This window comes from Acrocarpospora phusangensis (assembly GCF_016862995.1).
Lineage (GTDB): Bacteria > Actinomycetota > Actinomycetes > Streptosporangiales > Streptosporangiaceae > Acrocarpospora > Acrocarpospora phusangensis.
Genome location: NZ_BOOA01000163.1, coordinates 1 through 6328, shown reverse-complemented (window position 1 = coordinate 6328; position 6328 = coordinate 1). Strand labels below are relative to the sequence as shown.

General features: G+C 67.6%; 6 protein-coding genes. 2 read left to right on the top strand and 4 right to left on the bottom strand.

The window, feature by feature from the left end:
• Positions 1–1700, bottom strand: a 1700-nt coding sequence (locus Aph01nite_RS40485) for an FAD-dependent oxidoreductase (protein WP_204046399.1), incomplete at its 3' end; no start/stop codon positions are given.
• A gap of 135 nt (positions 1701–1835) precedes the next feature.
• Between Aph01nite_RS40485 and Aph01nite_RS40480 the strand changes: the two genes are divergently transcribed.
• Both Aph01nite_RS40480 and Aph01nite_RS40475 read left to right on the top strand, forming a co-directional pair.
• Positions 1836–2735 (top strand): choline/ethanolamine kinase family protein, encoded by a 900-nt coding sequence (locus tag Aph01nite_RS40480; protein WP_204046398.1) that lies wholly within the window; start codon positions 1836–1838, stop codon positions 2733–2735.
• Positions 2736–2764: 29 nt separating this feature from the next.
• Entirely contained in the window at positions 2765–4306 is a 1542-nt protein-coding gene (locus tag Aph01nite_RS40475) for an amino acid permease (RefSeq protein WP_204046397.1), read from the top strand.
• A 48-nt stretch (positions 4307–4354) separates the two neighbouring features.
• On the opposite strand, the gene lipB is transcribed toward Aph01nite_RS40475, so the two are convergent.
• From lipB to Aph01nite_RS40460, 3 genes are all read right to left on the bottom strand, one after another.
• A complete protein-coding gene (lipB, locus tag Aph01nite_RS40470) occupies positions 4355–4984 on the bottom strand; it encodes a lipoyl(octanoyl) transferase LipB (RefSeq protein WP_204046396.1) in 630 nt (209 codons plus the stop codon).
• Between the two features lies 1 nt (position 4985).
• The gene (locus tag Aph01nite_RS40465) at positions 4986–5171 is read right to left on the bottom strand and encodes a PspC domain-containing protein (RefSeq protein WP_204046395.1); all 186 of its coding nucleotides are present in this window, start codon (positions 5169–5171) and stop codon (positions 4986–4988) included.
• 87 nt (positions 5172–5258) lie between these two features.
• The gene (locus tag Aph01nite_RS40460; RefSeq protein ID WP_204046394.1) at positions 5259–6266 is read right to left on the bottom strand and encodes a lysylphosphatidylglycerol synthase transmembrane domain-containing protein; all 1008 of its coding nucleotides are present in this window, start codon (positions 6264–6266) and stop codon (positions 5259–5261) included.
• Positions 6267–6328: the final 62 nt, after the last annotated feature.

The following is a 6328-nucleotide window of genomic DNA, read 5'->3' as shown; positions in this document are numbered from 1 at the left end:
GGCACCGCCGAAACCCCCTCCGGAGACGACGCCCCGGGAGTTGTGGACACCCCCTCGGATAGGGGAGCCCCGGAGGGTTCTTCGGGGGACGTGGTTTCGGCGTGCGTGGTGGTTCGATCGAGTGAATCGTGATCGGTGGACGAATTCACGTCGCCGGTAGGGGACGACGGGGGGCGGGGCGGAGCCCCGGGGGGAGACAAAGGGTGGGTGGGTGGGGGAACCACCGGTTGACTCGTTGAGTTGGGGAGGTTGTACCAGTTGACTCGTTCCCAGCCGGATTTCTCGCCGAATTCCGCGCCTAGTTCGACGTGACGGACCCAGGCGGGTGAGCGCCGGAGAGGTCGAGCGGCGGTTCGTTCTTCGCCGGGGTAGGCGATGTCGTAGTACTTGCTGTAGGAGTCGATGGCTTTGGCGCGCGCCCAGGAACGGGAACGCGCGTGGGCGCCGAAGCGAGCGATGTCCATGCCGAACATGTCGTACTCGGGCTGACCGTCGACGATCCATTCGGCCATGACCTTGCCGACACCGCCGGCCGCCGCGAGACCGTGAACGCAGAAACCCGCCGCGACCCAGAAACCACGCACAGAGGTCTCCCCCAGGAGGAATTCTCCGTCGGGAGTGAAAGCCTCCGGACCATGGACGACTTTGATGATCTGGTCGTCAGTACGAAGAGAGGGGAGACGACGGCGAGCCGACGCCCAGGATTCCTCGAATTTGGCCATGTCCGGCGGAAAGAGCGTGCGCGGTTGACCCAACGGATTGGGATCATCCCAAATCTCCGGAGTCCGGATATACCCACCGACGAGAATGCCCCCACCCTCTTCCCGGAAATACACGATGTTGTCCGGATCACGAACGGTCGGCGCCGTCACCGGCACCCCGGACGGCTTCGTCACCACATACTGATGCTTGATCGGCACGATGGGCACATCCACCCCCGCCATCCGCCCGACCACCCCAGCCGCAGCCCCCGCCGCATTGACCACGGTCTCCGTCCGAATAACCCACTCCGAACCACCCCCAGCAGCAAGGTCCCGCGGCGGCCGCGCAGACTCCGTACTGCCAGCCAGGTCCTGCGGAGGATGGACAGCAATGTCCCGCTGAGGCCGCCCCGCTCCGGAAGACGACACGAACCCCGACCCTCCGCCTGGCTCTCCCGCGCCCTCCTCACCTGAAGCGGTTTCCCGGACCCTGACCCCGCGAACTCGACCGTCCTCGACGTCGAACCCCGTCACCTCAACCCCGGTGACGATGCGCACCCCAAGCCTCCGCGCGCCCTCCGCCAGCGCCCGCCCCAACCGCGCCGGATCCAACCACCCATCCCCCGGCAGCCACAGCGACCCCAGCACGTCATCCACCGCCAGCAACGGCATCCGCTCATGAGTCGCCGACGCGTCCAGCAACTCCATGTCGAGCCCGTACGTCTCGGCCGCCCCCGCCTGGCGCAGCAACTCCTCCTGCCGCTCCGGCGTGGTCGCCAGCCTCAACCCCCCAACCCCGTGCCACCCCGGATCCAACCCGGTGAGATCCCGAAGTTCTGGGTAAAGACCAGCCGAGTACATGATCATGCGGGTCTGGGTGACCGTGGACCGCAGCTGGCCCACGAAACCCGCCGAATGCCAGGTCGTCCCCTCGGTCAGGTCGTGCCGTTCCAGCAGGACCACGTCCTGCCAGCCCAGGCGGGCGAGGTGGAAGGCCACACTGCATCCGGCTACCCCACCACCGACCACAACCGCCTGGGCGTCTGCGGGAAGTTGCACCATTGGTACCGTCCTGTAACGCCTGGGCTCCACAATCGGATCAATGGTCTGAAGGTAGACCAAAAGGAGCCGGGCATGCCAGATGCCGTCAGCGACGCGCTGGGAATGGTCGCGGCCTGGGCCGGACGCCCGGTCACCCATACGACGATCAAGGGTGGCCTCAGTCACCACATCGCCCGGGTGGAGACCGAGGACGGCGACCGCTGGCTGCTCCGGGTGCTGGATCCGCGGATCGCCGCGACAGGCCTGGGCATTCCCCTGGAGCAGGAGATCGCCAACACCGTGCTGGCCGCCTCCACGGGAGTCGGCGCACAGGTCCTGCACAGGCTTCCCGGCGCCCTCATCCTCGAATACATCGACGGCGTCACCCTCGACGCCCCGGCCGTACGCGACGAGATCGGGAGGATCGCGGCCGCCTGCCGGGTGCTGCACGCCGGCCCCCGGTTCGGCAACGACTTCTCGATCTTCCGCAAGCACGCCGAGTTCGTGGCCCGCTGCAAGGTCAACAGCCTCAAGCTCCCGGCCGGCTACGAGGACTGGACCCCGGCCGTGGCCGAGATCGAGCAGGCTCTGGCGGTACGGCCCATGCCGGCCGTACCCTGCCACAACGATCTGCTCCCGGAGAACTTCATCAAGGCCGGCAACGTGGTGCGAATCGTCGACTACCAGCTGTCCGGCAACAACGACCCCTGCTTCGAGCTCGGCGACCTGGCCGCCGAGGCCGATTTCGACCCCGACGACGTCGAGCGTCTCACCGTGGCGTATTTCGACGACGCCGCCCCGGCCGCACGAGTCCGGCTCAACCTGATCATGTCCAATCTGACGTGGACACTCTGGTTCGTCGTGCACCACGGGCTGACTCCGCAGCACCGCGACTTCGACTACAACGCCGAGGCCGCCGACAAGTTCGCGCAAGCCGTACGCGACCTCAAAGACCCCGGCTTCGGACGTCTGATCGACGCCGTGCGCCGGTAACCCCCCCAAAAGGCACTGAGGAGGCCTTTATGGCGCAAGCCCTCGACGACGACGCCAAACGACTCGCCGAACTCGGTTACAAGCAGGAACTGTCCCGAACGTGGAGCGGGTTCTCCAACTTCGCGATCTCCTTCTCCATCATCTCGATCCTGGCCGGCTGTTTCACCACGTTCGGCCAGGCGTGGAACAACGGCGGCCCCATCGCCATCTCCTGGGGCTGGCCGCTCATCTCCGTCTTCATTCTGATCATCGGTCTGTGCATGTCGGAGCTGGTGTCCGCCTATCCGACGGCGGGCGGCATCTACTGGTGGGCCGCCAAGATGGGCAAACCCATCCACGGCTGGTTCACCGGCTGGTTCAACCTGATCGGCCTGATCGCGGTGACCGCGTCGGTGGACTACGGCTGCGCCACCTTCCTGAACATCACCCTCGACCGGTTCTTCGGGTACGAGGTGTCGCTGACCAACACCTTCATCCTGTTCGCGATCGTGCTGGTGCTGCACGCGCTGATCAACATCTACAGCCACCGGCTGATCTCCATCCTGCAGAACGTGTCGGTGTGGTGGCATGTGTTCGGCGCGGCGGTGGTGGTCCTGATCCTCATCTTCGGTCCGGACTCGCACCAGTCGATGTCGTTCGTCTTCACCGAGACGATCAACAACTCGGGCTTCAGCAGCGGTAGCTTCTGGATCTACGTGCTGCCGCTGGGCTTCCTGCTCACCCAGTACACGATCACCGGCTTCGACGCCTGCGCGCACGTGTCCGAGGAGACCCAGGGCGCGTCCACCGCGGCGGCCCGCGGCCTCTGGCAGTCGATCTTCTACTCGGCCATCGGCGGCTGGATCCTGCTGCTGGCCTTCCTGTTCGCGGCCACCAACGTGGACGAGATCAACGCCCAGTTCGGCTTCGTCGGCGCGATCTTCGACACGGCCGTGCCCGGCAACCTGGCGAACGCGATCTTCGCGATCTCCACGATCGGGCAGTTCTTCTGCGGCATGAGCTGTGTGACCTCGATGTCCCGCATGACGTACGCGTTCTCGCGGGACGGCGCGATCCCCGGCTGGCGGCTCTGGTCCAAGGTGGACAAGAACCGCACCCCGGTCAACGCCATCATCTTCGGCTGCGTGGCCGCGCTCATCCTCACCCTGCCCGCCCTGTACAAGGCCCCGACCGGCACCCCGCTGGCCTTCTACGCGGTGGTCTCGGTGGCGGTGATCGGCCTGTACATCGCCTTCGCCATCCCGATCTGGCTGCGGCTGCGCATGGGCGACGCCTTCCAGCCCGGCCCGTGGACGCTGGGCGCCAAGTACAAGGTGATGGGCTGGATCGCGATCATCGAGATCGTCATCGTGTCGATCTACTTCATCATGCCGCTCGCCCCCGCGGGCGTGCCCTTCAACCAGGACAATCCCGCCACCGCAGGGGCCGACGAGTCGTTCACGTGGACCGCCGTGAACTACGCGCCGATCGTGGTGGGCGCCATGGTGCTGGGCGTCGGCCTCTGGTGGGCACTGTCCGCGCGGCACTGGTTCACCGGACCGCGCCGCACGGTCGACTCGATCGACGCCTGACCTTCTCTTCCCCGGTACGGCTTCCGCCTGGCGGGAGCCGTACCGGCGTCAGGAGGCCTGGAACTCCTGGGCGACGACGGCGCGGACGGTGTCGAAGTCGGCCTCGCCGGTCTCCCTGGCGATGGACGTCATGTCCACGTCCGGCATGCCGCACGCGACGGCGAGGTCCCACGGGCTGAGGTCGCCGTTCACGTTCATGGCGAAACCGTGGCTGGTGACGGCCTTGCTGGCCCGCATGCCGATGGACACGATCTTGCGGCCGCCGGTCCAGACCCCGGTGAGCAGCTCGGAACCGGGCGGGGTGTCCCGGCGTTCGGCCGGCAGGCCGAGCACGCCCAGCGCGGACACCAGCCGCAGCTCCACCTCGCGGATGTAGTCGACCACACCCTCGTGCGGGCCGAGCTTGACGATCAGGTAGCCGACCAGCTGGCCGGGCCCGTGGTAGGTGAGCTGTCCGCCCCGGCCGGTGGGCACGACCGGGATGCCGTGCGACGGGTCGGGCAGGTGCTCGGTCAGCGTGCGCCGCCCGACCGTGTAGACCATGGGGTGGCTGAGCAGCCACAGCGTGTCCGGCCGTAGGTCGTCCTGACGTTCTTGGACCAGGTCGGCCATGCGCTCCATGGCCTTCTCGTAGTCGACGAGATCGTCCTGGATGAGGGTCAACGGCCGGTTCTGCATGCTATCGAGAATACGCCGGGGCCTTGGGTACGAAGACCCACATGATCAGGTAGAGGATGAACTGCGGGCCCGGCAGGATGCAGGAGAGCAGGAACAGGAGCCGGACCGTGGTGGGGGCCATGCCGAAGCGCTCGGCGATACCGCCGCAGACCCCCGCGATCATCTTGTGGTGCCTGGACCGGTACATCGTGGTTCCCTCCGTCTGGGGTAGTCAGTCATCTCGTTCAACGAGCGACCAGAAGAACCCGTTCCACCACGAACCCTGAACAAACCCCTAGGGGTGAGCGCCCCGCTCGGTGGGCGGCAGCGCGAACGGGTTCATGCTCGCTCCCGCGCGCATCAGGAACCGCCCCACCGCCTTGGCCCCCGCCCGCACCTGATCGTGCAGGAACGCCCACGCCACCCACCCCGCCACCAGAATCAGCCAGTACGAGACGAGCCGGTACAACGCCACGACCGCCCCCGCCGGCCCCCCGCCGGCCCCGGCCGCGACGAACGTGGCCGCCATCCCGATCTCGACCACGCCGAGACCGCCCGGGATCAGAGCAAGCGCCTGCGCGGCCTTGGCGGCCACGTAGCCGAGCAGCAGCGTGTGCGGGCCGATGTCCACGCCCACCGCGACGCAGACCGCCATCAGGCAGCACACGTCCAGCAGCCAGTTCAGCAGCGCGAGCCCGGCCAGGATCATCCGGTCCCGGTGGTCGGGGCGGATGGCGGCGCGGGCCGCGTCCAGCTGCGCCGACAGCTTCGGCAGGCGGCGCCGTACGAGGCCGGCGAACGGGCGGGTTCCCATCGCGGCCGCGACGACCACGATCACCCCGAGGGCGGCGACGAGGGTGGGCACCCGGGTCGCGGGCGACCCGACCAGCGCGACCAGGCTCAGCAGCCCGAACGTCACCCCCGAGTAGAGCGCGGCCAGCACCAGGGTGGCCGCGATGAGCGGCCTGCCCGCCCCCAGCCGGCTGAACTCCCTGGTCGTGTACGCGATGGACAGCACCGGCCCGGCGGGCAACGAGTTCGCGAAGGCGTTGCGGGCGTACGTGACGGCGAGCGCGCGACCCAGGCTGATCCTGGTCCCCCCGAGGGCCAGCAGTCTGCGGAAGAGCCGAGCGAACATCGCCATCGACACGGCCTCCGCCATCACGGCCACCCCCAGCCAGACCGGGTTCACCGTGGTGATCGCACCCCAGATCTCCTCCGGCTGAGGCAGGTCGTCCCACAGCACGAGATAAGCACCGCCGGCTATCACCAGCGCGACGATCCATCTCCATCCCGCGGACATCCTGGGGCTCCTTAACATGGCCGATCCTCCGGATCGGCGGGCTTGGCCGCTCCTTAGCCGGT